Annotated in this window: 19 protein-coding genes and 3 pseudogenes; 14 read left to right on the forward strand and 8 right to left on the reverse strand. The window is 65.1% G+C overall.

The genetic code is table 11. From position 1 onward, the window contains the following. Nucleotides 1-75 precede the first annotated feature (75 nt). Nucleotides 76-1,462 (forward strand): annotated as a pseudogene (locus tag KY499_RS02220) (MBL fold metallo-hydrolase RNA specificity domain-containing protein). 238 nt (nt 1,463-1,700) lie between these two features. Beyond that, the gene (locus KY499_RS02225; RefSeq protein ID WP_123254173.1) at nt 1,701-2,570 is read left to right on the forward strand and encodes a universal stress protein; all 870 of its coding nucleotides are present in this window, start codon (nt 1,701-1,703) and stop codon (nt 2,568-2,570) included. Between the two features lie 107 nt (nt 2,571-2,677). Here KY499_RS02225 and KY499_RS02230 read toward each other — a convergent pair whose 3' ends face one another. The 3 genes from KY499_RS02230 to KY499_RS02240 all read right to left on the reverse strand — a co-directional run bounded on the left by KY499_RS02230 (nt 2,678) and on the right by KY499_RS02240 (nt 5,860). After that, the gene (locus tag KY499_RS02230) at nt 2,678-3,580 is read right to left on the reverse strand and encodes a glycine betaine ABC transporter substrate-binding protein (protein ID WP_123254172.1); all 903 of its coding nucleotides are present in this window, start codon (nt 3,578-3,580) and stop codon (nt 2,678-2,680) included. A 124-nt stretch (nt 3,581-3,704) separates the two neighbouring features. Beyond that, nucleotides 3,705-4,556: a proline/glycine betaine ABC transporter permease gene (locus KY499_RS02235; protein ID WP_123254171.1), complete on the reverse strand. Its 852-nt coding sequence runs from the start codon at nt 4,554-4,556 to the stop codon at nt 3,705-3,707. Next, nucleotides 4,556-5,860, reverse strand: coding sequence for a glycine betaine/L-proline ABC transporter ATP-binding protein (locus KY499_RS02240; protein WP_123254170.1), 1,305 nt, complete (start codon nt 5,858-5,860; stop codon nt 4,556-4,558). The genes KY499_RS02235 and KY499_RS02240 overlap by 1 nt, the downstream gene beginning before the upstream one ends. A 536-nt stretch (nt 5,861-6,396) precedes the next feature. On the opposite strand from KY499_RS02240, the gene KY499_RS02245 reads away from it, so the two are divergent. From KY499_RS02245 to KY499_RS02260, 4 genes are all read left to right on the forward strand, one after another. Next, a complete protein-coding gene (locus KY499_RS02245) occupies nt 6,397-7,077 on the forward strand; it encodes a hypothetical protein (protein WP_123254243.1) in 681 nt (226 codons plus the stop codon). A gap of 237 nt (nt 7,078-7,314) precedes the next feature. Further along, a complete protein-coding gene (locus tag KY499_RS02250) occupies nt 7,315-8,520 on the forward strand; it encodes an inorganic phosphate transporter (RefSeq protein WP_219886127.1) in 1,206 nt (401 codons plus the stop codon). Beyond that, complete coding sequence (locus KY499_RS02255; protein ID WP_123254168.1) at nt 8,517-8,738, forward strand: hypothetical protein; 222 nt, start codon at nt 8,517-8,519, stop codon at nt 8,736-8,738. Before KY499_RS02250 ends, KY499_RS02255 begins: the two co-directional genes overlap by 4 nt. A 72-nt stretch (nt 8,739-8,810) precedes the next feature. After that, nucleotides 8,811-9,359: a dihydrofolate reductase family protein gene (locus KY499_RS02260; protein ID WP_219886128.1), complete on the forward strand. Its 549-nt coding sequence runs from the start codon at nt 8,811-8,813 to the stop codon at nt 9,357-9,359. A gap of 1 nt (nt 9,360) precedes the next feature. Here KY499_RS02260 and KY499_RS02265 read toward each other — a convergent pair. Further along, nucleotides 9,361-9,826: pseudogene (locus KY499_RS02265) on the reverse strand (hotdog fold thioesterase). A gap of 232 nt (nt 9,827-10,058) precedes the next feature. On the opposite strand from KY499_RS02265, the gene polA reads away from it, so the two are divergent. The 5 genes and pseudogenes from polA to KY499_RS02285 all read left to right on the forward strand — a co-directional run bounded on the left by polA (nt 10,059) and on the right by KY499_RS02285 (nt 16,502). Further along, nucleotides 10,059-12,701, forward strand: coding sequence for a DNA polymerase I (gene polA / locus KY499_RS02270; protein ID WP_258191052.1), 2,643 nt, complete (start codon nt 10,059-10,061; stop codon nt 12,699-12,701). 41 nt (nt 12,702-12,742) lie between these two features. Next, nucleotides 12,743-13,492, forward strand: coding sequence for a GNAT family N-acetyltransferase (locus KY499_RS18480; RefSeq protein ID WP_308813069.1), 750 nt, complete (start codon nt 12,743-12,745; stop codon nt 13,490-13,492). Then, a complete protein-coding gene (locus KY499_RS18485) occupies nt 13,482-14,039 on the forward strand; it encodes a sterol carrier protein domain-containing protein (protein ID WP_308813070.1) in 558 nt (185 codons plus the stop codon). The genes KY499_RS18480 and KY499_RS18485 overlap by 11 nt, the downstream gene beginning before the upstream one ends. Before the next feature lie 245 nt (nt 14,040-14,284). Then, nucleotides 14,285-15,761, forward strand: a pseudogene (gene rpsA / locus KY499_RS02280) (30S ribosomal protein S1). Nucleotides 15,762-16,073: 312 nt separating this feature from the next. Further along, nucleotides 16,074-16,502 carry a VOC family protein gene (locus KY499_RS02285; RefSeq protein ID WP_123254163.1) on the forward strand — a complete coding sequence of 143 codons (429 nt, stop codon included), beginning with the start codon at nt 16,074-16,076 and terminating at the stop codon, nt 16,500-16,502. Between the two features lie 214 nt (nt 16,503-16,716). Here KY499_RS02285 and KY499_RS02290 read toward each other — a convergent pair whose 3' ends face one another. Beyond that, entirely contained in the window at nt 16,717-17,304 is a 588-nt protein-coding gene (locus KY499_RS02290) for a GNAT family N-acetyltransferase (RefSeq protein ID WP_219886129.1), read from the reverse strand. Then, complete coding sequence (locus KY499_RS02295; RefSeq protein ID WP_375141114.1) at nt 17,288-17,989, reverse strand: IMPACT family protein; 702 nt, start codon at nt 17,987-17,989, stop codon at nt 17,288-17,290. Before KY499_RS02295 ends, KY499_RS02290 begins: the two co-directional genes overlap by 17 nt. A gap of 22 nt (nt 17,990-18,011) precedes the next feature. Here KY499_RS02295 and coaE point away from each other — a divergent pair, with 22 nt between their 5' ends. From coaE to KY499_RS02310, 3 genes are all read left to right on the forward strand, one after another. Next, complete coding sequence (gene coaE / locus KY499_RS02300) at nt 18,012-19,313, forward strand: dephospho-CoA kinase (RefSeq protein ID WP_183164407.1); 1,302 nt, start codon at nt 18,012-18,014, stop codon at nt 19,311-19,313. A gap of 9 nt (nt 19,314-19,322) precedes the next feature. Further along, nucleotides 19,323-21,422 (forward strand): excinuclease ABC subunit UvrB, encoded by a 2,100-nt coding sequence (gene uvrB, locus KY499_RS02305; protein WP_123254160.1) that lies wholly within the window; start codon nt 19,323-19,325, stop codon nt 21,420-21,422. Between the two features lie 177 nt (nt 21,423-21,599). Beyond that, entirely contained in the window at nt 21,600-22,628 is a 1,029-nt protein-coding gene (locus KY499_RS02310) for a TerC family protein (protein ID WP_219886130.1), read from the forward strand. Nucleotides 22,629-22,727: 99 nt separating this feature from the next. Here KY499_RS02310 and KY499_RS02315 read toward each other — a convergent pair whose 3' ends face one another. Both KY499_RS02315 and KY499_RS02320 read right to left on the reverse strand, forming a co-directional pair. Then, nucleotides 22,728-24,104: an alpha/beta fold hydrolase gene (locus KY499_RS02315; protein ID WP_123254240.1), complete on the reverse strand. Its 1,377-nt coding sequence runs from the start codon at nt 24,102-24,104 to the stop codon at nt 22,728-22,730. 81 nt (nt 24,105-24,185) lie between these two features. Further along, nucleotides 24,186-24,686 (reverse strand): GNAT family N-acetyltransferase, encoded by a 501-nt coding sequence (locus KY499_RS02320; RefSeq protein WP_123254158.1) that lies wholly within the window; start codon nt 24,684-24,686, stop codon nt 24,186-24,188. Between the last annotated feature and the right edge of the window lie 21 nt (nt 24,687-24,707).

Here is a 24,707-nt window from a genome sequence, read left to right on the forward strand (position 1 = left end):
GGTCCCGTGCCCGCACCCGGCATAATCCGGGTACCCCCGTGGCCGGACGGTGGCGGGTACCGGCACGGGAGCATCATGACGAAGCACCAGCAGCCCACCCTTCGTTTCCTCGGAGCCACAGATACCGTCACCGGTTCCCGCTATCTGATCGACTCCGGCGGAAAACGCGTGCTCGTGGACTGCGGGCTGTTCCAGGGTTATAAGCGGAGCCGCGAGCGCAACCGGGCGCCTTTCCCCGTCCCGCCGCACTCCATCGACGCCGTCGTGTTGACGCACGCGCATCTGGACCACACCGGCTATGTACCGGCGCTGGTCAGGGACGGATTCGGCGGTCCCGTGTACGCCACAGCCGGCACCACGGATCTCTGCAAGCTTCTCCTCCCGGACAGCGGATACCTTCAGGAGGAAGAGGCCAGGTACGCCGACCATCGGGGATCCTCCAAACACAGTCCGCCCCTGCCGCTCTATACCGCCGCCGACGCGGTCGCCTCGCTCAATCGTTTTAAGATCTGCGGGTTCGACGAGCCATTGGACCTCGGCGGCGGCATGGAACTGACCTTCTTTCCTGCCGGGCACATCCTCGGAGCTGCGCAGGTCCATATCAGGATCGGCTCCCAGTCGGTGCATTTCACTGGTGATCTGGGCCGCTCCGATGATCCGTTGATGTTTCCGCCGAGGGCCCCTGGGGAATGTTGGCGTGCTCGTCACCGAATCAACGTACGGCAACCGAAAACACTCCACCGTTGATCCGGAGCAACAACTCGGTGAGATCATCACCAGGGTTGCGAAGCGCAATGGCGTAGTGCTGATCGCCTCGTTTGCCGTTGGCCGGGCGGAGACCCTCATGCTGTACCTCTCCAGGCTCCGCCGCAAGCACGCAATCCCCGACGTTCCGGTGTATTTGAACAGCCCTATGGCCATCGATGCCTCCGATATGTATCAGCGCCACCCAGAGGAGCACCGGCTCCCGCCGGAAGACTATGAGGGGATGTACAAGGTTGCCAAGCTCTCCCGCACCGCGGACGACTCGAAGCTCCTGAATCTCCGGGGCGGCCCCATGGTCATCATCTCCGCAAGCGGCATGCTCACCGGCGGCAGGATCCTGCACCACGTGTCGGCGTACGGCCCGGATCCGAAGAACGCCATCATTCTCAGCGGCTACCAGGCCGCCGGCACCCGCGGAGCTGCACTGGCCACCGGGGAGCGGGACCTCCGGATCTACGGGGACAATGTTCCGATCCGGGCGGAAGTCATCCAAATGGAAAGCCTTTCCGCGCACGCGGATGCCGACGGCATCCTGGCATGGATGAGAGCTGCCGGGACCGCGCCGCGCATGACATACATCACCCACGGCGAACAGGATGCCTCCGACGCCTTGCGGTGCCGGATCAAACACGAACTCGGCTGGCGGGCAAGGGTGCCGGAGCACCTCGAACAGATTTCCCTCGAAGAGCCTCGATGACGCCCGGCGCCGACCCACGGCGCCGGATCGAGGAACGTGCCCCTGCGGAAGCCATCCGCGGCTGAACCCGGAGTCGGCTTCATGAGGCGACCCCATGCGCCGCGATACCTAGCCGGTGAGGGGCTTAAGGCACTACCGTGGGACCGGACAGCCGGGAACACTGAAGTGTCGGCAGCCGGTCTGTGCCGCCCGGACCGCAAGGTTTAAGGAACACACGACGGAAAGAGCAGGATTCAGCATGAGCAAACCCATCGTCGTCGGTATCAATGGTTCGCCGGGAAGCGAAGCGGCCCTGTCGTGGGCCCTCGACCGCGCCGCCCGGCGGGAACTTCCGGTCCTGATCATGCACGCCACGGATGACCGGTGGATTACCCGGGACGCCCAGAACCGCGAAGTCGTCCGGGAAGCCGGCCTGGCCCTGCTGCAGGAGGCCGAGACCAGTGCACGAGAGCAGTCAGCCGGTGTTGCAGTCGAGACCCAGTTGCGCCATGGCAGTGCGGCGGCGGCGCTGCGCGAAGCTTCGGCCGGCGCCGCGATGGTGGTGGTTGGTGTGCATAACAAGCATTGGCTGGACGGCGGTCCGCTGACGGACCGGGCGCTGCAGGTTGTGTCGGCCTCGGACTGCCCGGTCGCCGTCATCCCGCCAGGGCCGAGGAATGGGCACACGGGTGTCGTCGTCGGCGTCGACGGCTCCGAAGAGTCCCTGCAGGCCGTAATTCTCGCGGCTGCCGAGGCCGACCGTGCCGGGGAGGAACTGACGGTCGTGCATGCCTTCCCGAGCGCGGACCGCTGGGTGAAGGACACGATGCCGGACGGCCGCCTTACCGAGACTGTCATTGAAGAGGACCGGATCGTTCTGTCCGAATCCGTCGCAGGCCTGACAAATAAGTATCCTGACCTGGTGGTGCATCAGGAGCTTGAAACGTACAAGGAGCCGGCCAAGGCCCTCGTGGACGCTGCCGCGAAGGCGCGGCTGCTGGTTATCGGAAGCCGCGGCCGCGGGGGGTTTTCCCGGCTGGTGCTGGGTTCCACGGCGCACGCCGTCCTTCTGAACGTGCCCTGCCCCACCATCGTGACCCGGCTGGAGAAGGTCAAGCACAACGGTTGAGGCGCACGTCGGGGCCCGCGTGGTTTTGTCCCGTGCGGCTCTGCCGGCCGAGCCGGATGCAAAGAAGCCCCCGTCAGCAGGACGGGGGCTTCTTTCGCAGTGTTGTCTTAACCCTGGGTAAGGCCGTCGACGTAGTCCCGGTTCTCGGAAATCCACTGGGTGACCGCAGGGCCGTAGTCATCTGCCTTGGCACCGTTGAACATGGCGTTTTCCAGCGAGAAGAGCTTCTCCGGGTCCATCGCGAAATTTTGGAGCCAGCCGGCCAGGGTGGGGAAGTCCTGGGTAAAGGACTTGCTGGCGAAGCTGTGGATGCTCTCCGCTGCGCCAAGAGCCCCCTTGGGATCCTTCAGGTCCTTCAGCGGAAAGGCATCATAGGCCCAGTGCGGGCGCCAGAGGGTGACGGCAATGTTCTCCCCGGCGGCGGTGGCAGCCTTGAGTTCGGAGAGCATGGCAGGTGTTGATGAAGTGAGGTAGTCCATGTCCTCGAGGCCATATTCCGGGATCACCTTGTTGGTGGTCGCTTCGGTCAGGCCGGCCCCCGGCTCGATGCCTACCAGCCGGCCACCGAAGGCGCCGGAGTTCGCGGCGAGCTCCTCCAGGGAATCCACCGGGGCGTCCTTGTTGACGGCGATGGTCAGTTTCGCTTCGTCATTCCAGGCTCCCAGGTCTTCCATGTCGGAACCATATTTTTCGATGTAGCTCTTATGGGTCACCGGCAGCCAGGTGTCCAGAGTGACGTCGTAGTCTCCGGTGGACAGCCCGGAATAGACCGGTGCGGGGGCCGCGTATTCGAGTGCGACGTTATATCCCTTCTCCTCGAGCACCGCCTTCCACAGCTCCGAGGCCGCAATGCCCTCGTCCCAGCCGTTAAACACTGCAATCGTGAGGTCCTTCTTGTCCCCGTTGTCCGGGCCCGCTGACGCCTCGGTGGAGGCGCCACCGGCGCAACCGGACAGGGCGAGCATCGCTGCAGCGCTGAATGCGGTCAAAAGTGTCCGTGGAAATTTCATGGGTTCCTTTCGTCGCTGCGCGGGGCGCAGCATGGGTGCGGCGCCGGGCTCCGCGGTGCAGGGGCCCGGCAAATGTAAGGGAATGGTCGAGCGGTACGGTGGACGCCGACGGCGGCAGGCCCGGTCAGTGGGCGGTGGTTTCCGACCGGCGCCCGAGGCTTGCGGTGATGCGGTCCAGGAAGATGGCCAGAATGACCACCGAGACTCCGGCTTCGAAGCCGAGGGCGGCATCGATGCGGCTCAGGCTTTTGACGACGTCGCCGCCAAGGCCGCCGGCGCCCACCATGCCGGCGATGACCACCATCGACAGTGAGAGCATGATGACCTGATTTATGCCGGCCATGATCGTCGGTGTGGCCAGCGGCAGCTGGATCCGGGTGAGGATACGCCGGGGGCTGGCCCCGAAAGCGTGGCCGGCCTCAACAACTTCGCGGTCCACGCCGCGGATGCCGAGTTCGGTGAATCGCACGCCGGGCGCCATCGCGAAGATGATCGTGGCCACGATGCCCGGAACCACTCCGACCCGGAAGAGCAGAAGCGCCGGGATCAAGTACACAAAGGCGGGCATGGTCTGCATAAAGTCCAGCACCGGCTTCACAGCCGACGAAGCGGCCGCGGACCTGGCGGCAAGAATGCCGAGTGGAACACTGATGGCGATAGCGATGGCGCTTGCCACCAGGACCAGTGCCAGCGACGCCATGGCGTTCTCCCACTGCCCGACCCCGTAGATGACGGCGAAGCCGAGCAGGGATCCGGCGGCTAGCTTCCAGCCCTTGGCCGCGTACGCCAGACCGGAGAGCAGCACGATGACGGCCCAGAACGGGGGTGTGCCCAGCAACCAGTTCACGCCCTCAAAACTTGCGAGGAACAGCTGCCGCAGGGCCGTGAAGAAACCCCCAAAGGACAAAATGATCCAATTCAGGGCGGTGTCTACCCAGACCCCGAGGGGGATTCTGTACAGTGTCGAATCCATCATTAGTTTCCGCCTCCCACATGTGCTGCGGGCTCTGCCGCGGTCGATTCAAGGGTGTCGGTGACGATTTGTTCGGGGATCGGAGCCGGTGTCGCCTCCACGATCGGCAGACCGGTCGTGGTGGAGGGCACGTTGCCCAGGGCCGCCAGGAGCGTGACCCGCGGGATCGCACCTACCAGCTTGCCGTCGTCGTCCACAACTGCCAGCGGGATCGGACTCTCCACCGCCAGGCCGAACAGGTCGGCGAGAGCGGTCTCCGGAGACACGAAATCGGTGCGGTTGCGGACCACGGAGGACAATTCCGGATCGCGGTTTTCGACAAGTGTCATAACATCGCGGTCCCTCACGATTCCATGGAACTTCCGGCGGCGGTCGACGACGAAAGCCGCCGACGTCTGCAGGTCCCGCATCGCACGCAGCGCGTTGCGCGGTCCACCGGTGAGGTTCACGACCGCGCGGGCCGGTTCCATGACGGACCCGGCAGTCAGCACCCGGGTCCGGTCGACGTCCTGGACGAAATGGGCGACGTAGTCGTTCGCTGGCTGCGTCAGGATGTCGTCCGGGGTGCCGACCTGGACGATCTCTCCGTCGCGCATCACGGCGATCCGGTCGCCGAGGAACATGGCCTCGTTGAGGTCATGGGTAATGAAGATGATCGTCTTGCCGAGGTCGGACTGGAGCCCCAGGAGCTGCTCCTGCATCTCCCGGCGGATCAGGGGATCGAGCGCTGAGAAGGCCTCGTCCATTAGCAGGATGTCCGTTTCGGCGCACAACGCCCGGGCCAGCCCAACGCGCTGCTGCATGCCGCCGGAGAGCTGGGCCGGGTACTTGTCTTCCCAGCCGGCAAGGCCCACGAGGGACAGCACCTTCGCGGCGCTGGCCAACCGCTCCTTTCTTGCCACGCCCTGGACTTCCAGCCCGTAAGCGGCGTTCTCGATGATGGTGCGGTGCGGCATGAGGGCAAAATGCTGGAAAACCATCGAAATCTTCTTTTGCCGTACCTGCCGCAAGGCCTTCCCGGACAACGAGGAAATGTCGGTCCCACCGATCACAACGGTTCCGGCAGAGGCAGGCACTAGTCCGTTCAGCATCCGGATCAGGGTGGATTTTCCGGAGCCGGACAACCCCATCACCACAAAAATCTCTCCTGCTTTGACGTCGAAAGATGCGTCGACGACCGCGGCGGTGCCGAGGGCTGCCACGTCGGTGCGGGACTGTCCGGCCTTGATCCGTTTGACGGCCTCGGCTGGTTTCTTGCCGAAAACCTTAAAGACGTTGTTCACACTTACTGCAATTTCTTCGCTCACTGATGGCCTGTCTACGCGGTCACGGCCCCGGAACGGCGGGGGACGACGACGCGTGTAAATGCTTCGTTGGTGGTGCGGTCAGGGTCGAACCGGACGGCCCGCGAAAACGGCCCGCCGGGTGCCTGGTTCAGGGTGCCGGCGGACGGGCTGTAGCCAGGACCGCCGGGTGACCGTGCCCTGAAGAACGCCCCAGGTCGACTCCATCGACACTAACAACCGGCCGTTCACTCAGAGCGTAAAAATTGACTGTTGACGTGCGCTGACGTGCGATGGAGCCGCCGGCCGGCCCGCGGGTGCCTGCCGGGACCGGAGTTATGGCATTGTGACCCGAAGCGGCCAGATAGCCATCCAAGGCGGCTCCGGCGAGAATTCGAAGGCGGCCACCGGACGGTCGATGCTATCCGCGCGGCGCACACGCGCGGTACAAGAGGAAACGCTGCGTGCGGGCCGTGGACATTTTTCTGCGGATCCGGGAATGCACTCCGCGACGGCCGGAGGACCTTGAGGCCTGCCCGGGCCGGTGGGACGATGTACCGGTGGAGGACATCTTCGACTTCGTCGGGCACTTCTGGTGGCTCGTGTTTCCGCTGAGCGGGCTGCTCGGCGGGTGGGCGCGGTCCTGGTCGAGGGCCAGCGAACGCCGGCACCGTCGTCGGGTGGAGCTCTACAAGCTCCTGAACCAGGAGCTGCACGCCGAGGTGGCGAGCCAGGCCGAGGTGGCGTCGCTGCTGGCGACCCACGACGCGGTGAACCGGCGTTGGCTGGACTACGAGCTCGACGTCGGCAAACTCATCGACTATCCGGTCATGACAGATGTCCGGGAGCCCCTTACGGTCGCTTTCCTTCGGGCCAAGCGGCAGGTCGACGGCCTGCGTCCCGCCGCCGGAGAGGTCACGACGCCCGCGCGCCTCGCGGAGTACCGGGACGCCGTGCATGGCTTCGGGGTCGCTTTCGACGTTGCTGAGCGCGAGGCCATCCGGATCAGGGACAGCAAATTCACCGGACCGGAGCGCCGGCGCCTGGAGATCGCCCGCAAGCTCCTCAGAATCGCTGCTGATGCCGCCGCTACCCCGGCTGAACGCCAGACCGCCTATAAACGGGCGAAACGTGAGTTGGATGGGCTCATCGTCCTGCCCATGCCGACGCAGGCCGCCCTTGAACGGAGCATTGCCTCGACGCTCAGTGCCGGGGACAGCCCGGATTTTCGCCACCGCTGACAACCGGTCCGCATCCGGCAGGGGACAAGCGCCCCTGCGTGTGGAACCACCCGTCTGGCTGTTCGCGCCGATCGACTTGATGTTCACCAATGTGAGGTTTTGCGCAGCCACGGTTGCCGCGTACGATTTACCGGGGTTTCAAGCCGCTGTGTCCAAGGCTGGGCTCCGTTCGCACGGGGCTCCGCGGCAACGGGGAAGTGAAACTGCTGACCGTAGACTCTGCAGATTGGGCATTAGGTGGAAATCACCATCATGGTGGCGCTAGTGATAGCGCTGGCACTATTTTTTGACTTCACCAACGGATTTCACGACACGGCGAATGCCATGGCGACGCCCATCGCGACCGGCGCCATTACGCCCAGAAAAGCCGTCGCGCTGGCCGCGCTGCTGAACCTGGTTGGCGCCTTCCTGTCCACGGAAGTCGCCAGGACAGTCTCCGGCGGGATCATCCGCGAAGGCTCCGACGGCGTCCTCATCACGCCGGAGATCATCTTCGCTGGGCTGATGGGCGCGATCCTGTGGAACATGATCACGTGGCTCAAAGGCCTCCCGTCGAGCTCGTCCCACGCCCTTTTCGGCGGATTGATCGGTGCCGCCATCGCGGGCATCGGCATCCATTCTGTGAACTTTACGTCGCTTATGCAGAAAGTTATTATCCCGGCCGTGTTCGCGCCGCTCATCGCCTGTGGCGTGGCCTACCTCGCCACCCGGGTGGCATATTCCCTGACCTCACGGCACAACCCGGAAACCGGTGACAAGCTCACCCAGCGTCGCGGCGGTTTCAAAACCGGGCAGATTTTCACTTCCAGCCTCGTCGCCCTGGCCCATGGCACCAATGATGCACAGAAGACCATGGGCATCATTACGCTGGTCCTGATTGCGGCCGGGACCCAGCAGGCGGGAACCGGACCCCAGTTCTGGGTAATCACTGCCTGCGCTCTCGCCATCGCCATCGGCACGTACGCCGGTGGCTGGCGCATCATTCGCACGATGGGCGCCGGACTGACGGAAGTCAAGCCCGCCCAGGGCTTCGCCGCGGAGGCGAGCACGGCCTCCGCTATTCTCGCTTCCTCGCACCTTGGCTTCGCGCTCTCGACCACGCAGGTCGCCTCCGGATCCGTCATTGGCTCGGGACTGGGCCGCCGGGGTACCTCCGTGCGGTGGGGAACGGCAGGACGCATTGCGGTGGGCTGGCTCTTCACTCTGCCGGCCGCCGGAATCGTGGGGGCCTTGACGGCCCTGCTGGTAAACACTGGAGTCATCGGTGTGGTGATCGCCGCCGTGGCCGGAACAGGCGCCGTCCTGTACATGTTCATCCACTCACGCCGTTCCCATGTGGGCCACCACAATGCCATCGAAGTCGAGGACGCCGGCACTGCCGTGCGCTTCGCCACGAAGAAATCCGGCCGCAAGCCCGGCCGGAGCAAGGAACTGCAGCGATGAAATGGTTGGAACTCTTCACCGTGGCGGGGGCCACGCTCACCGCCGCCATGACGGTCGTTGTGCTTTACTCGCTGGGGGTCAGGCTCACCGCCATCGCCGGTGACGGAGCCGATGGACAGCGGAGCTGGCAGCGTCCCGTGTCGTACGTATGCTTCGGCCTTTGTGCCCTGGCCGTTCTCTTTGGCCTGTACCTGATCATTCCCTACTTCTCCAAGTAGCGCCCGGGCCCGCCGGCAAGACCTGCGCGCCGCGCAGTGGGCAGCCCGCAGCGCAATGGCTAGGCTTGGCCCATGGCAGGTTTCCAGTACTTCGTGGCATCGTCCCTTGATGGATTCATCGCCACCGCCGATGACAACCTTGACTGGCTTCTGCAGTTCGACGGTTTCGAAGGCGGCCGGGAAAGCTACGACGCGTTCATGGCCGGCATCGGCTGCGTGGTGATGGGCGGCGAAACCTACGCCTGGCTGCGGGAACACCAACCGGACGAGTGGCCGTATCCGGGCATCCCCTGCTGGGTCTTCACGCACCACGAACACTCTGCACCGAAAGGCGCCGACGTCACCTTCGTGCGCGGACCTGTCAAGGAGTTCGAATCTGACCTCGCCGCGGATGCAGGTGACCGGAACGTGTGGATCATCGGCGGGGGAGTCCTCGCGGCACAATTCGCCGACGCCGGGCTGCTGGATGAGCTGATCATCTCAATCATTCCCGTGATGCTGGGCGGCGGTAAACCGGTGTTGCCGGTGGGCCGCCCGACGACGCCGCTGGGACTGCTCTCGTCCCACTCCATGGGCCGGGGAGTGGTTGAACTGCGCTACCGCTTCGGCGGCAGGGCGTAGGCTACGCTGCGGCCTCGCGGATCAGGTTGGTGATCCGTGCCGTGGAGAGCCGCCGCCCCTGCTCGTCCGTCATAACGATTTCATGCGTTGTGAGGGTCCGGCCCAGGTGGATGGCAGTGCAGGTCCCTGTGATGGTCCCGCCGGAAACTGCCCGGTGGTGCGTGGCCCCCACCTCGATTCCCAGCGCCTGACGCGCGGGGGCCGGCGTGCATCGCGGCGGCGAAGGAACCCAAGGTCTCCGCCAGGACGACATGCGCACCGCCATGCAGGATTCCCGCCACCTGGGTATTCCCTTCCACCGGCATGGTCGCCACCATCCGCTCCGGGCTCATCTCCAGGAACCGGATCCCCATTTTCACCACCAGCGCGCCGACGCCCATCTGGCCGAGCCAATCATGCAGGCGGCTGGGTACCCCGGCGGCGGCCAGCTCGGCGGCGAAGGGACCGGGCGTGAAATTGTCCATCATGGCAACTAGGCTGGCACCTGTGAGTGAAACTACCAAACCGGCCCCTTCCCCCTCCGTGACAGACAATGCAGCGGACACACCAGCTGAACCTGCCGCCGGCCAGGGCACCCCGGTTCTTGTGGCGGAACCCGCCGCGAAACCCCGCAGCACCGCCGTCGACGTCTCCGCCACCGAGGCACCCGTGGCCCCCATTACCAGCCAGCCCCGGCTGATGGTGCTTGATGGCCACTCCATGGCATTCCGCGCGTTCTACGCCTTGCCGGCAGAGAACTTCGCCACTTCCACAGGCCAGCACACCAACGCCGTCCACGGCTTCACCTCCATGCTGATCAACCTGATCAAGGAGCAGAAGCCCACGCACGTCGCTGTCGCCTTCGATGTCTCCGACGACACCACCTTCCGAAAGGCCGAATACGACGGCTACAAGGGCGGCCGGAATGAGACGCCGCGCGAATTCAGCGGCCAGATCGACCTGATCGACAAGGTCATGCAGGCCTGGGGCATCAAGACCATCGCAATGCCCGGCTTCGAGGCCGACGACGTCCTCGCCACGCTGGCGGCCCAGGGCGACGCAGCCGGCTTCGAGGTGCTCCTCGTCTCCGGCGACCGCGACACCTTCCAGCTCATCACAGACAACGTCTTCGTCCTCTATCCGAAGCAGGGCGTCAGCAATATCCCGCGGATGGACGCGGCAGCCATCGAAGCCAAGTACTTCGTAACCCCGCCGCAGTACTCGGACCTCGCCGCGCTCGTGGGGGAGTCCGCGGACAACCTCCCAGGGGTGCCCGGCGTTGGCCCGAAGACCGCCGCCAAATGGATCAACCTCTATGGCGGCCTCGAAGGCATCCTCGAAAACCTGGACAAAATCGGCGGCAAAGTCGGCGACTCGCTCCGCGAACACATCGGCTCCGTCAAACGGAACCGGCGGCTCAACCACCTCCTGCGCGACCTGGAACTGCCGGTATCGCTCCAGGAACTCGAAGAGCCACGCCCCGACCACGACGCCGTCGAGGAACTCTTCGACACGCTGGAATTCAAAACGCTCAGGACCCGGCTCTTTGCGCTCTACGGCAACGAATCCAAGGACGTCCACGCCGAGAGCATCGAGGTTCCCGACTACACCACGCTCACCGGGGCTGCGGAACTCCGGGAGTTCCTCGACGCCGGCAAGGGGCAGCGCTCCGCCCTCGCCGTGGACCTGGTGCCCGGCGGAATCGCCGACGACGCCGCCGCGATCGCCGTCGCGCGTCCCGACGCCGCCGCGTTCATCGACCTCGCCTCCCTCGATGCCGAGGCCGATGCGGTGCTGGCCGCCTGGCTAAACGATCCGCACGCCCCCAAAGTCCTGCACGGCTTCAAACCCGCGCTCAAGGCCTTCACCGCCCGTGGCCTGGGCCTGGACGGCGTCGTCGACGACACATCCATCTCCGGGTACCTGATCCAGCCGGACCGCCGCAGCTACGAGCTGGCCGAACTCGCCCAGCATCACCTGAAGATGAACGTCTCGACGGAAGCTGCCAAGACCGGTCAACTGGAACTGGCCTTCGACGGCGAGGACGACGGCGCCGCCGCCGGCGCGCTCGTCCAGCAGTCCGCCGTCGTGCTGGCCCTGAGCCACCACTTCGAAACGGAACTGACGACCCGCGAGGCGCAGGAGCTGCTCACCAGCCTCGAACTGCCGGTCAGCCGCGTCCTGGCCCGGATGGAACTCGACGGGATCGCCGTGTCGATGGACCGTATGAACGAGCAGTTGGCGGATCTGTCGAAGGTCATCGAAAATGCCCAGGAGCTTGCGTTCGCGGCGATCGGGCATGAAGTGAACCTGGGATCCCCGAAGCAACTGCAGACGGTACTTTTTGAAGAACTGGGCCTGCCGAAGACCAAAAAAATCAAATCCGGGTACACCACCGACGCCGCCTCGCTCAAGACGCTGCTGGAAAAGACCGGACACGAATTCCTGGTCCAGCTGATGGCGCACCGGGAATCAGCCAAACTCCGGCAGATGGTGGAGTCACTCAAGAAGTCCGTGGCGGACGATGCCCGGATCCACACCACGTACGCGCAGAACGTCGCCGCGACGGGCCGGATCTCCTCCAACAACCCCAACCTGCAAAACATCCCGGTCCGCAGCGAGGAAGGCCGGCGTGTGCGCGGCATCTTCGTGGTCAGCGAGGGTTTTGAATGCCTGCTGTCCGCGGACTACTCGCAGATCGAGATGCGGATCATGGCGCACCTCTCCGCCGACCCGGGCCTGATCCAGGCCTACAAGGACGGCGAGGACCTGCACCGGTTCGTCGGTTCGCACATCTTCGGCGTGGCACCGGCCGAGGTCACCAGTGCGATGCGTTCCAAGGTCAAGGCGATGTCCTACGGCCTGGCCTACGGGCTGACCTCCTTCGGGCTGTCCAAGCAGCTGGAGATCTCCGTCGACGAGGCCCGGACCCTGATGAAGGAATACTTCGAACGCTTCGGCGCCGTCCGCGACTACCTCCGCGGCGTTGTTGAACAGGCCCGGATCGACGGCTACACGGCCACCATCGAGGGCCGCCGGCGTTACCTGCCGGACCTGACCAGCACGGACCGACAGCTGCGGGAAAACGCCGAACGTGTGGCGTTGAACTCGCCGATCCAGGGTTCCGCCGCCGACATCATCAAACGCGCCATGCTGGGGGTCTCGGAGGCGCTGGCCGACCAAGGCCTTAAATCGCGGATGCTGCTCCAGGTCCATGACGAACTGGTCCTCGAAGTCGCGCCCGGGGAACTGGAGGCCGTCCGGAAACTGGTCACGGAGCAAATGGGCGCCGCCGCGGAACTGTCCGTACCGCTCGATGTCCAGATCGGCGTTGGCTCCAGCTGGTTCGAGGCGGGCCACTAGTCCGTTGCGGCCCGGCTGGCCCGTTGGTTAGGCTCAGGACTGTGTCGAATCCACGAGGGGACTATGAAATCCGCCGGTTTGAACCGGCAGCCAAAGACGATCCGGCGTACCCCGGGTCGGTCGCGTGGAAGCGGGCGGTCGACTTTGGCTTCCACGACGCCCGCCGCACCGACGAGCGGGTGGACAAGGGCCTCGAGATGGACCGCGCTGACCGGCGGGTGATGACCGGTGCGTACCAGGCGGGGCCAGTTGCCGGCCACTCGCTCGGCGCGGACATACCCGTTGCCACGTTCGGAACGATGACCCGGACGCTGAACATTGGTTTCGGCCGCCTTCTGGATACCCGGCTGGTGACCAACGTGACCGTGCGGACCTCGCACCGGCGACGCGGACTGCTGCGCCGCATGATGGGCGGGGAGCTGGCCCTGGCCCGGCAGGAAGGCCTGGCGATGGCAGCACTCACCGCCTCGGAGGCCTCGATCTACGGCCGCTTCGGGTACGGCGTCGCGACGTCCGAGCAGTCGGTCAAAGTGGACACCACGGCGCGTTTCGTGTTGAAGCACATTCCGGTCGGCAGCGTCGAGGTGGCCGATCCGAAGGTCCTCCTGGAGCTGGCTCCGGAGGTCTTTGACCGCCTGCACCGCGTTACCCCCGGATCGATCGGCCGGCACGAGTTCTACCGGCAATTGGCCTCGGGTTCGGTCGGCCGCGACGGGGACGAGGACCTGAAGGTCAAGGTGGCGTTGCATTACGGGCCCCGACGGCGGTGTGGACGGCTACGTGTCCTATAAGTTCCGCGGCTGGTCCAGCACCCCCTACACGATGGAGGTAATCGACCTGGTGGCGGCGACCCGGGCGGCCTACCTGGAGCTGTGGCAGTACCTGGGCGCCATCGACCTCGTCGAACGCGTCACCTGGGCGGAAGCGCCCGTGGACGATCCGCTGCCATGGGCACTCGAGGACCCCCGTTGCGTCGACGCCTCGGAGGCCAGGGACATGCTCTGGCTGCGGGTGCTGGACGTCAGGAAGGCCCTGGAGGCACGCCATTACCCCGCCGACGGGCGGCTGGTGCTAAACGTCGCCGATCCGCTCGGCCTGGCGGACGGCACGTTCGCCCTCGACGTGAGCGGAGGTGCCGCCGTCGTCACGGACACAGGCGGTGCCGGCGCGGACCTTGAATTGGATGTGTCGGCGCTCTCCTCGATCTACCTCGGTGGCGTTCATCCGGTCACGCTGGCATCTTCGGGACGGATCGAAGAGCAGACGCCGGGCGCGGCATTTGCAGCCGCCCGCATGTTCGCCGTCGAACGCCCGCCGCACTGCCTGACGCATTTCTAGGCCCTGCCTGGTCCGGTTTTACGGTGTGATTCCGCGGCGCGCGGACGGACGTGGCGCTTTGACCGGGGGTAACGGAACCGACTAGACTAAACGGGCGTGCATTACGTGCGCGCATCTTCAAATCCACAAATCAGGATGACCCGGCGACGGTCCATGTGATCGGCCGAAATCTTTGCCTGCGTTCCATAATGCGGGACAAGCGGTTTGCCTGACCGACTAACTATCCACAACGGAGCCCCTACTACATGACCATCACCTCCACCGAGAAGCCCGGTACCCCCGTAGTCGCGATTAACGACATCGGTACCGCTGAGGACTTCCTCGCAGCAGTCGACGCCACCATCAAGTACTTCAACGACGGAGATCTCGTCGAAGGTACCGTCGTCAAGGTCGACCGCGATGAAGTTCTGCTCGACATCGGTTACAAGACCGAAGGTGTCATTCCCTCCCGCGAGCTTTCCATCAAGCATGACGTTGATCCCGGAGACGTCGTCTCCGTCGGCGATCTCGTCGAGGCCCTGGTGCTCACCAAGGAAGACAAAGAAGGCCGCCTGATCCTCTCCAAGAAGCGTGCTCAGTACGAGCGTGCCTGGGGCGACATCGAGAAGGTCAAGGAAGAAGACGGTGTCGTTACCGGTACCGTCATCGAGGTTGTCAAGGGTGGTCTTATCCTCGACATCGGCCCTGCGCGGCTTCCTGCCCGCATCCCTCGTCGAGATGCGCCGTGTGCGCGACCTTGCTCCGTACATCGGTCAGCAGATCGAAGCCAAGATCATCGAGCTGGACAAGAACCGCAACAACGTTGTGCTGTCCCGCCGTGCATGGCTCGAGCAGACCCAGTCCGAGGTCCGCTCCACGTTCCTCAACAAGCTGGAAAAGGGCCAGGTCCGTCCCGGCGTCGTTTCCTCCATCGTCAACTTCGGTGCATTCGTGGACCTGGGCGGCGTAGACGGCCTCGTGCACGTTTCCGAGCTGTCCTGGAAGCACATCGACCACCCGTCCGAGGTTGTCGAAGTTGGCCAGGAAGTCACCGTCGAGGTTCTCGAAGTCGACCTGGACCGCGAGCGTGTTTCCCTCTCGCTCAAGGCTACGCAGGAAGATCCGTGGCAGACCTTCGCCCGCACCCACGCCCTCGGGCAGGTTGTTCCGGGTAAGGTCACCAAGCTCGTTCCGTTCGGCGCGTTCGTTCGCGTTGAAGACGGCATCGAAGGCCTGGTCCACATCTCCGAGCTCGCCGTGCGCCACGTTGAGCTGGCCGAGCAGGTTGTCTCCGTTGGCGACGAGCTGTTCGTCAAGGTCATCGACATCGACCTCGAGCGCCGCCGCATCTCGCTCTCCCTCAAGCAGGCCAATGAGGGCGTCGACGCCGACAGCACCGAATTCGATCCGGCACTCTACGGCATGGCCGCCGAGTACGACGAAGAGGGCAACTACAAGTACCCGGAGGGCTTCGACCCGGAGTCCAACGAGTGGCTTGAAGGCTACGAGAACCAGCGCGCCGTTTGGGAGCAGCAGTACGCTGACGCCCAGACCCGCTGGGAAGCCCACAAGAAGCAGGTTGCCCAGCACGCTGCCGACGACGCTGCAGCTGCAACGTCCGGCGAGTCTGACTCCGGCACCACGAGCTACTCCTCTGAGCCGGCTGTAGCCGAGACCGGTGCAGGCACGCTTGCTTCGGACGAGGCTCTTGCCGCTCTGCGCGAGAAGCTCACCGGCAACTAGTTTGCCCCAGGTCATCATGGAGTCCGCTCCGTAAGACCAGGCAGTTAGTTCGCAGAAGGCGGCCGTCCCCCCGGGGCGGCCGCTTTTTTGTGCTCACCTGAATCCGTGGCCGGGGGACATGCCCAGTTTTTGTTTGACGTGGCTTGGGGACATGCCCAGTCCCTGCGGCCGGAGATGGGCACTTTGTCACTATGTCCAACCGCTGGCGTTGCCGGTGGACACTTCCCTTGACGCTGCATCCCTTGACGCGCGTGCCCTCCGCGACGAGACTGTCCGGGTCCGCTGCGGCACCGCCTACCGGAAAGGCCAAGAATGTCCAATACCTCAAACCCGAGCGATGCAACAACCGGCAACGCATCTGGCCAGTGGCCTCAGGGCGTTGGCGCCATCACGCTGTTTGTAGATGACCTGGCCGCATGTAGGGACTTCTATCAGGACGTGTTTGGCCTCGCCGTGACATTCGAGGATGATGTCTCGGCGGTCTTCAAATTCCAAAACGTCATGATCAATCTGCTGGACTCCACGGCCGCCCCTGAGCTCATCGGCCCGGCCGCCGTAGCGCCAGCCGCGGCCGGGGCCCGTCAGCAGTTCACGATCGAAGTCGGCGACGTTGACGCCATGTGTGCCGAACTGGAACGCCGCGGGGCAACGCTCCTCAACGGACCGATGGACAGGCCCTGGGGAATTCGCACGGCCAGCTTCCGTGATCCCGGCGGCCACATCTGGGAGATTGCCCAGTAGCCGTGCCGGTTGGGCTCGCCGGTCCGGGCCAAGGGACATGCTCAGTCCAAGACCCGGGTGACGGACACTTTGCCGCTATGCCCACCCGTGTGCGCCAAGGCAGAGCATGTCCCTCGGAACGGGCCGGATCTTACCCTGGGGGCGGGGCCGGCACCGTGGGCGTGGGGGGCCTCAGCCCAGTCGGATCCGGGCAGCGACGGGTGCCTTCGGCTCCTCAGCCCAGTCGGATCCGGGCCCTGACAGGTGCGGCCGGGGTATCTGCACCGGCGCTGGGACTGATCCCGGACACGATCTCGGCACCCCCAGCCCGCAGCAGGGCCTGCGCGGCATGATTGCCCGGGCTGGTTTGGGCCCTCAGCTCGCGGGCGCCGGCGGCCAACGCCAGGTCCCTGACCAGCCGAAACGCCTCCGCGCCGATGCCGGTCCCACGCATGGCCCGGCCCAGCCAGATTCCGGTCTCCAGCGACTGGCTGTCCGATTCGTGGTCCCGCCCACGGCTTGGGTCCCGCCCACGGCTTTGATCCGCCGGTCCGGTCCGCCGGAGCCGGATGGACCCGGCAATTTCGCCATTGCTGTAGACGGCCCAGGTCTTCTCCGCGGCCGGCCCTTCGAGCCCGGCAGCGGCGGCCCGGTGGTAGGCCCGGAACCAGCTGATCCGTTCGGTGTTCCAGCCGGCGGTGCCGCCCAGGGGTGGGGTGACTTCGTCGGCGTCGGCGTCGCTGGTGGCAAGGGCCAGCAGTTCCACGAGGACGGCCTCAGTCACGTCCTCCAGCACTACTCGGGATTCATTTGAGACGGGCATCGATCCACCGTGTTTCTCCGGGCACCAGGGTGGCTGTTCCGGCCGACAGCGAGGCCAGGAGCGCAGCTGCCTCTGCGAGGGCCGCCGCTTCGTCCGGGAGGGCAATCTTCAGGACAGCATCCTGCGCCTCATATCCGGTCTCTGCCATCACCTGGCCTGCCGAGCGCAGTTCGTTCTCCAGGCGACCGGCCGCGGCATGGGGGACCCGCACCGAGCAGATGCGCAACCGCCGCCGCAGGACCAGCGGCGCGAGATCCGCCGCGGCCGAGACCGATTCCGAGTAGGCCCGCACCAGACCGCCGGCGCCGAGCAGGATGCCGCCGAAGTAGCGGACGACGACGGCGGTGATGTCGCTGAGGTCGGCGTTCCCTGTGGGGGTTTCCCGCTTCAGGAGCGCGTCCAGCATCGGGATCCCCGCGGTTCCGGACGGCTCACCGTCGTCGCTGGAGCGCTGGATTCCGCGGTCCGGGCCGAGCACGAACGCGGAGCAGTGATGGCGGGCGTCATGGAATTCCCGGCGCAGGCCGGCAATCACAGCCCGGGCGCTGTCCTCGTCTCCGGTCCGGGCAAGAACGGTGATGAACCTGGATCGTTTGACCTCCAGCTCATGGCGGAATCCCGGTCCGGCGGCCAGGGTTGTGTAGACCGTCGCCCGGCTCTCCTCGATATCCACGTCATCTGCCACCGGATCAGTTTAGTCTGGTGGGGTGTTGATGATCGGGTTGACCGGCGGGATCGCTGCAGGAAAGTCAGTGGCTGCTGCCCGCCTGCGTGAACGCGGCGCCGTGCTTGTTGATGCTGATGCGCTGGCCCGCGAAGTGGTGGAGCCCGGCACGCCGGGCCTGGCCCGGGTAGTGGAGGAGTTTGGCGCGGAGATGCTCACGGCCGACGGCGCGCTGGACCGCGCCCGTCTGGGTGCTGCGGTCTTCGGTCATCCCGGGCGGCTCGAGACGCTCAACGGCATCATCCATCCTTTGGTGCGCGAACGCGCCGCCGCGCTCGTCGCCGCGGCCCCTGTCGGTGCTGTCGTTGTCCAGGACATCCCGCTCCTGGTGGAAACCGGGCAGGGCCGAAACTTCCACCTGGTCGTAGTGGTGGATGCGCCGGACGGACTGCGGCTCCAACGGCTGCTGGAGCGCCGGCAGATGGGCGAAGAAGCCGCACGGTCGAGAATGGCCGCCCAGGCATCCCGGGCCGACCGGCTGGCCGCCGCCGATGTAGTGCTCGAGAACGAGGGCACGCCGGAAGACCTCGCGGCCGCCGTCGACCGCCTGTGGGATGACCGGCTGGTGCCCTTCGCGCTCAATGTCGCACAGGAGCGGATCGCCCCACGGACGGAAGGCCCGGTCATTGCCGCGTTCAATCCGGACTGGAACACCCAGGCAGGCCGGATTATTGCCCGACTGCAGGCGGTGGCGCCGCAGGAGATCCTCGCGGTCGACCATATCGGGTCCACCGCCGTACCGGGACTGGACGCCAAGGACGTTATAGACCTCCAGCTCAGCGTCCGCGATCTCGCCGCCGCCGATCGTCTCGCGCCGCTCCTGGCAGCCGCCGGTTATCCCCGCTGGCCCGGCATCATCACGGACAACCCCAAGCCCTCGCACCCTGACCCCGCCGACTGGGGGAAGAGGCTCCACGCCAACGCCGACCCAGGCCGGGCGGTAAACCTTCACCTTCGCTCCGCAGGATCGCCAGGGTGGCGTTACGCGCTGTGCTTCCGTGACTGGCTTCGGGCGGAAGGCCGGGCACGCACCGACTATCTGGCGGAAAAACGACGGGTGGCAACCCTGCACGCCGTGGACAAGTCCACCGCGGGATACGCGGCAGACAAGGAAGGCTGGTTCACCGAGTACGCCGCGCCCCGCATGGAGGAATGGGTCCGGGAGGCCGGCTGGGCACCGCCGACGCCTGCCGTGGCGGTCAGTGGAGGCCCGGTCAGCGGCGGCCCGGACGATGCGGTGCCGCCTAAAGCTGAATCCGGAGCCGATGTCGGTGGTGCGCGGTAAATTAGTCGCATGAGTCTTGCCCAGGAAATTAACCGTGTTGTGGCTCCCTTTGAGGTCATCAGCGAGTTCCAGCCGGCCGGTGACCAGCCCGCAGCCATCGCGGAACTGACCGAGCGCATCCAGAACGGCGAAAAAGACGTGGTCCTGCTCGGTGCCACCGGAACCGGTAAAAGCGCCACGACGGCGTGGCTGATCGAACAGGTCCAGCGTCCCACCCTGGTGATGGTGCAAAACAAGACGCTCGCCGCGCAACTCGCCAACGAATTCCGCGAACTGCTTCCGAACAACGCGGTCGAATACTTCGTCTCCTACTACGACTACTACCAGCCAGAGGCGTATGTGGCGCAGACAGATACGTTCATCGAGAAGGACTCCTCGGTGAACGAGGAAGTCGAACGGCTCCGGCACTCGGCCACCAACGCGCTGCTGACGCGTCGGGATGTGATTGTGGTGGCCACCGTCTCCTGCATCTACGGCCTGGGCACCCCGGAAGAGTACATTGCCGGGATGGTTACGCTCCGTAAGGGGGCAGAGATGAACCGGGATGACCTGCTCCGGAAATTCGTGTCGATGCAGTACACACGAAATGACATGGACTTCCACCGCGGCACGTTCCGGGTCCGCGGGGACACCGTGGAAATCATTCCGATGTACGAAGAGCTGGCGATCCGGATCGAGTTCTTCGGCGATGAGATTGAAAACATCCATACCCTGCACCCGCTGACCGGCGAAGTGCTCCGGGATGAGGACGAAATGTACGTCTTCCCGGCCTCGCACTATGTGGCCGGCCCGGAGCGTATGGGCCGGGCAATTACGAGAATCGAAGACGAGCTCGCCGAACGGCTCAAGGTCCTGGAAAGCCAGAACAAACTGGTCGAATCCCAGCGGCTGCGGATGCGCACCACCTATGACCTGGAAATGATGCAGCAGATGGGGTTCTGCAACGGTATCGAGAACTACTCCTCGCATATCGACGGCCGCGCCCGCGGAACCGCGCCGCACTGCCTCATCGACTACTTCCCGGACGATTTCCTCCTCGTGATCGATGAATCCCACGTCACGGTGCCGCAGATCGGCGCCATGTACGAGGGCGACATGTCACGCAAACGCAACCTCGTGGACCACGGCTTCCGGCTGCCCTCGGCAATGGACAACCGCCCGCTCAAATGGGATGAATTCCAGGACCGCGTGGGCCAGACGGTCTACCTGTCCGCCACCCCGGGCAAGTACGAGCTCGGCAAGTCCGACGGCTTCGTGCAGCAGATTATCCGCCCGACCGGCCTGATCGACCCCGAGGTGATCGTGAAGCCCACCAAGGGCCAGATTGATGACCTCCTGGCCGAAATCCAGACCCGGACCGCGAAAAACGAACGCGTCCTCGTGACAACGCTGACCAAACGGATGGCCGAGGACCTCACCGACTACCTGCTGGGGCACGGCATCAAAGTCGAGTATCTGCACTCGGACGTGGACACCCTCCGCCGGGTGGAACTGCTGCGCGAACTGCGGATGGGTGTCTTCGACGTCCTGGTCGGTATCAACCTGCTCCGCGAAGGCCTTGACCTCCCCGAGGTCTCCCTCGTCAGCATCCTCGACGCGGACAAGGAAGGCTTCCTGCGCTCAGCCACGTCGCTGATCCAGACCATCGGCCGCGCCGCCCGCAACGTCTCCGGTGAGGTCCACATGTACGCGGACCGTATCACCGACTCGATGGCCAAGGCCATCGACGAAACCAACCGCCGCCGCGCTATCCAGGTTGCCTACAACACCGAGAAGGGCATCGATCCGCAGCCGCTCCGGAAGAAGATCGCCGACATCACGGACCAGATCGCCAAGGAGGACGCGGACACCCAGGAACTGCTGAACAACAACCGCCTGGCGAAGGGCGGCAAGCGGAGCAAATCGGGCGCAAAGGGCGCCGCGATGATCCGGCAGGACGGGCTGGCCGCCGCGCCCGCCGAGGACCTTGTGGGACTGATCGAGCAATTGACTGAGCAGATGCACGCAGCCGCCGCTGAGCTGCAGTTCGAGCTCGCCGCCCGGCTCCGCGACGAGGTCGGCGATCTCAAGAAGGAACTCCGGCAGATGCAATCGGCCGGGCACGCCTAGGGTACAGTGGACCGAACGTAGGGGAGTATCCCAAGCGCTACGATCGTCAGCACGCACGGCACAGATGCCGTGCCGGGCGTAGCGGGCAGCCAGGCAGTACCAGGTACGCAGTACCGGACATGCAGAGCCGTCGGAGAGACTTGCACCGCTGAGTCATACCCTGCGAAAGGTACATACGTGCCCGAATTGCCCCTCTGGTTCGAAATCGGCTCGTTTGCCGTCCTCGGCGTCATCCTCGCCATCGACCTGCTCATGGTCCTCAAACGCCCGCATGAGCCTTCCATGAAGGAAGCAGGGCTGTGGGTTTCCTTCTACGTGGCCCTCGCCCTCATCTTCGCCGGGGCCATGTTTGCCTTTACCGGCCCGGAATATGGCGGTCAGTTCCTCGCTGGCTGGGTGACGGAATACAGCCTCAGCATCGACAACTTGTTTGTCTTTATCATCATCATGGCCCGGTTCTCGGTACCGCGGAAATACCAGCAGGAAGTCCTGATGGTGGGTATCATCATTGCGCTCATCCTGCGCGGGATCTTTATCCTCGTCGGTGCCATTGTGATCGAGCAGTTCAGCTGGGTGTTCTACATCTTTGGTGCCTTCCTGCTCTGGACCGCCTGGAAGCAGGCGCAGGACGACGGGGAGGACGAGGAAGACCGGGAAAACCCGCTCATCGCCCGGATCCGCAAGGTACTGCCGATGTCCGAGAAGTACGACGGCGGGAAGCTGCGGACTGTGGTCGACGGCCGGCAGGTGTTCACCCCAATGCTGATCGTTTTCATCACCATTGGTTTGACGGACCTGCTGTTCGCGGTGGACTCCATCCCCGCTATTTTTGGGCTCACGCAGAGCGCGTTTATTGTGTTCACGGCTAACATCTTCGCTCTGATGGGCCTGCGCCAGCTCTACTTCCTGCTCGGCGGCCTGATGACCCGCCTCGTCTATCTCAAGCACGCGCTCTCGGTCATTCTGGGGTTCATCGGTGTCAAGCTGGTCCTACATGCCATGCACGTCAACGAATTGCCGTTCATCAACAGCGGCCGGCACATCGAGTGGGCGCCCGAGATCCCGACGTTCGTATCCCTCGGGGTCATCATCGTCACCATCATCGTCGCCGTCATCGCCAGCCTGCTCAGCTCCAGCGCCACGTCCACGAAGGTGGACGCCAGGCTCGAGGAGGACTCCCGCAAGAGTTTGGTTGACGCCGAGTAGGGCCTGACTTTCCGGGATCAATGCGGCGCGGACACCTGAGCAGGTGTCCGCGCCGCATTTCTGATTGACCGAGCCGTGTAGAAGTGGTGCTCCGCGGAGCTATCCCGCGGCGCGGACCATGCCAAGGAGCCGGCTGAAGATCGCTTCTCCGTCATCGGCGATGCCGTCGTGGTGGAAGTCCGCCGTCTCCCAGACCTGCAGTCCGCGGACAGCAGATGCCGTTTCAAGCGAAAGCTCCCGGTCGACATAAATGTCGTCGCTATAGACCGCCGCTGCTACCGGCACCGCGTTGTTCGCCAGACGACCGGAATCGTAGAGCCGCGGCCAGTCGGCCTTCGCAGCCAGCAGCTGTGCGACGTCGCCCAGCGGGCGGAGAGCGGCGTCCTGCTCGAAGTACCAGGGGTAGACCATCTCGCCGGTCAGCAGCGGCTCCGGGGCATCCGGGCGGAATTCCGGGAAATCCTCCAGCACCCGCCACGCAGCCCAGTCCGTCGCCGTGCCCTGGCCGTAGATCGACTCGTGCATCAGCGCGTAAAGCGGATTCGCAGAGCGGGACACAAGCGCGTGGACCTGCTCCAGGAATGCGTCGGAGAGCCGGTCGCCGTCGGGCGTCCGGACGAAAGCATCCTCCAGCAGGTGGTGCAGCGCGTCGACCCTCGTGTTGCCGCCAAGAAACGAGCCGACCATCTGGAAGCGCTCGACCGTGAGCCGGGCGCCGTCGGGCAAAATCTCCGCCGTGCTGCGCAGGTGCCCCGCGATCCGGCTGACAACCGCACGGTCCCCGGGATACCAGCCGAAGTACTCGGCGTTCCGGGCCGCGACCCGCTTAAAGGTTGCCTGGTACACCCGGTCTGCCGGTCCGCCCAGCGGGGCGAGGCCTCCGGTGACCAGTACTTCCCGCAACCCCTCCGGGGCGAAGGAAAGATAGCTCAGGGCACAGAAGCCCCCGAAGCTCTGGCCGTAGGCTGTCCACGGGCCGGATCCCAGGGCCTTCCGGATGGCCTCGGCGTCGGCGACGATCGAGTCAGCCCGGAAGTGCGCCAAATACTTGGCCTGGGCTGCGGCGTCGCCGCGCAGCGGCAGGGTGTTCCGGTCGACGGGCTGGGACAGGCCAGTGCCCCGTTGATCCAGCATGAGGATCCGGAAGTCCTTCGCGGCGGCCTTGGTCCATCCGTTCAGTGACGACAGCCGGTTACCGCGTCCGCCCGGTCCGCCTTGCAGGTACAGCAGCCATGGCAGCTGCGCGGCGTCCTCCTCACTGTGGTCTGCGGACACATATTCACGGGCGAAAACGGTGATCGATTCCGCGCCGCCGGAGCGGCCACCGCCCGCCCCGGCACCTGCACCAAAATGATCCAACGGGATCCGGAAGTAATGTTCAGCGGTCCGCATGCCGCGGTAGCTGTGACGGGCCCGGACGGTATGCGGGACCGTGCTTTCGGCCTCCAGCCGGCCGGCCGCGGCAAGACCCGTCATCGGCAGGTCGACGAGCGGCACATTGGCTTCGGGCAGGTCAGCCGTGGGCAGGCCGGACTGGGGCACTTCAGCCACCGGGAGCTAGCCGCGGGCCAGGGCCGTGCGGGCGCTGCCGAACGACGCCAGCGCGTCGCCGGTGAGCCGGAACGTTGACCAGCCGTCCATGGGTCCCGCACCGAGGCTCCGGTAGAAGTTGATGGAAGGCTCGTTCCAGTCCAGGACACTCCACTCGACACGGGCGTAGCCCTGTTCGACGGCGGTCGCGGCCAGGTGCTGCAGGAGCGCCTTGCCGTGCCCTTCGCCGCGGGCTTCCGGCATCACGTACAGGTCCTCCAGGTAGATACCGTGGACGCCCTCCCAGGTGGAGTAGTTCAGGAACCACAGGGCGAAGCCCTGGACGTCGCCTGCCGCGTTTTCCGCCATTGTCGCGAAGGCCCGGGGGTTCTCGCCGAAGAGCACTTCGGTAAGCAGCTCCGGGGTGTTCCGGACCGCATCCGGCTCCTTCTCGTACATCGCCAGATCATGGATCATCTGCAGGATTGCGGGGACATCGTTTGCCGTAGCAGGTCGGATTACACTCATGGTCCGAGCTTACCGGCGCCG

This window comes from Arthrobacter sp. PAMC25284, assembly GCF_019443425.1.
Classification (GTDB): Bacteria; Actinomycetota; Actinomycetes; order Actinomycetales; family Micrococcaceae; genus Arthrobacter; species Arthrobacter oryzae_A.

Excerpts from the sequence above, each read along its gene's own strand:
- KY499_RS02225 (WP_123254173.1), top strand. The coding sequence starts at position 1,701 with ATGAGCAAACCCATCGTCGTCGGTATCAATGGTTCGCCGGGAAGCGAA.
- KY499_RS02230 (WP_123254172.1), bottom strand. The coding sequence starts at position 3,580 with ATGAAATTTCCACGGACACTTTTGACCGCATTCAGCGCTGCAGCGATG.
- KY499_RS02235 (WP_123254171.1), bottom strand. The coding sequence starts at position 4,556 with ATGATGGATTCGACACTGTACAGAATCCCCCTCGGGGTCTGGGTAGAC.
- KY499_RS02255 (WP_123254168.1), top strand. The coding sequence starts at position 8,517 with ATGAAATGGTTGGAACTCTTCACCGTGGCGGGGGCCACGCTCACCGCC.
- KY499_RS02260 (WP_219886128.1), top strand. The coding sequence starts at position 8,811 with ATGGCAGGTTTCCAGTACTTCGTGGCATCGTCCCTTGATGGATTCATC.
- polA (WP_258191052.1), top strand. The coding sequence starts at position 10,059 with ATGGCATTCCGCGCGTTCTACGCCTTGCCGGCAGAGAACTTCGCCACT.
- KY499_RS02285 (WP_123254163.1), top strand. The coding sequence starts at position 16,074 with ATGTCCAATACCTCAAACCCGAGCGATGCAACAACCGGCAACGCATCT.
- KY499_RS02290 (WP_219886129.1), bottom strand. The coding sequence starts at position 17,304 with ATGCCCGTCTCAAATGAATCCCGAGTAGTGCTGGAGGACGTGACTGAG.
- uvrB (WP_123254160.1), top strand. The coding sequence starts at position 19,323 with ATGAGTCTTGCCCAGGAAATTAACCGTGTTGTGGCTCCCTTTGAGGTC.
- KY499_RS02315 (WP_123254240.1), bottom strand. The coding sequence starts at position 24,104 with ATGACGGGTCTTGCCGCGGCCGGCCGGCTGGAGGCCGAAAGCACGGTC.
- KY499_RS02320 (WP_123254158.1), bottom strand. The coding sequence starts at position 24,686 with ATGAGTGTAATCCGACCTGCTACGGCAAACGATGTCCCCGCAATCCTG.